At 40.5% G+C, this 851-nt stretch carries 1 protein-coding gene; it reads left to right on the top strand.

Features of this window, described 5'->3' with window-relative positions; genetic code table 11:
- Positions 1-129 precede the first annotated feature (129 nt).
- The gene (locus ACG2E4_RS18435) at positions 130-492 is read left to right on the top strand and encodes an endonuclease domain-containing protein (RefSeq protein WP_395262101.1); all 363 of its coding nucleotides are present in this window, start codon (positions 130-132) and stop codon (positions 490-492) included.
- Positions 493-851 lie beyond the last annotated feature (359 nt).

Genomic DNA, 851 nt, shown 5'->3' with positions numbered 1-851 from the left:
CCTCCTGTCCTCCTTCTCCAAGGAGGAACTCTTGGGTCACAATCTCAGGATGCAATAAAGGCAATGTGTTGAAGTCCCTCTTGGAGAAGAGGGATTCAGGGAGATTGACAAAAAACAAAGTTCGTTAAGATGACAAAGAGTAAATCACACTATAATAAAAAGCATAAGGAGCTAGCCAGAAGACTTCGGAAAGATGGTACTAAGGGAGAAGCTATTCTCTGGAACGAAGTCCTCCGGGCCAGCCAATTTCATGGCTACCAATTTAACCGCCAGTTTTGCATTGATAATTATATCGTTGATTTTATTTCCAGAAAACTTAACCTGGTTATTGAACTAGATGGGTATTCCCATAAATTCAAATATGAGGACGACAAAGTACGGGATAAGCGATTAAAAGAGCTTGGATATACTGTACTCCGATTTTCAGAAGAGGAAGTACGCAATGATTTGGATAATGTTATACGGGTGTTGGAAAATTATCTGCCAGAATAATAATATGATCAATCCTCCTGTCCTCCTTCTCCAAGGAGGAACTCAATGACAAGAAAATGGCTCTTATTGTATGGAATGGGCACTTACAAAGTCCCTCTTGGAGAAGAGGGATTTAGGGAGATTGATAAACCACCTGATGGTTGAAAAGCTAATGAGGAATGGAAAAGAGAATGAATTCTGGAATGTGTAGTTTTAGGTATGGCCTGAGCGATGTTGATTAGGTGCTTAATAATAAATTTTAGCCGATATACTAAATCCACCAGGTCAATCCTCCTGTCCTCCTTCTCCAAGGAGGAACTCTTGGGTCACAATCTCAGGATGCAATAAAGGCAATGTGTTGAAGTCCCTCTTGGAGAAGA

This window comes from Halalkalibaculum sp. DA384 (assembly GCF_043951955.1).
Lineage (GTDB): Bacteria > Bacteroidota > Rhodothermia > Balneolales > Balneolaceae > JAMQKA01.
The sequence above is the reverse complement of the archived record's forward strand: the minus strand, read 5'-3'. Positions and strand labels throughout refer to the sequence as shown.

What these genes read in the sequence shown, in the direction of transcription:
- ACG2E4_RS18435 (WP_395262101.1), top strand. Translation starts at nt 130, where the DNA reads ATGACAAAGAGTAAATCACACTATAATAAAAAGCATAAGGAGCTAGCC.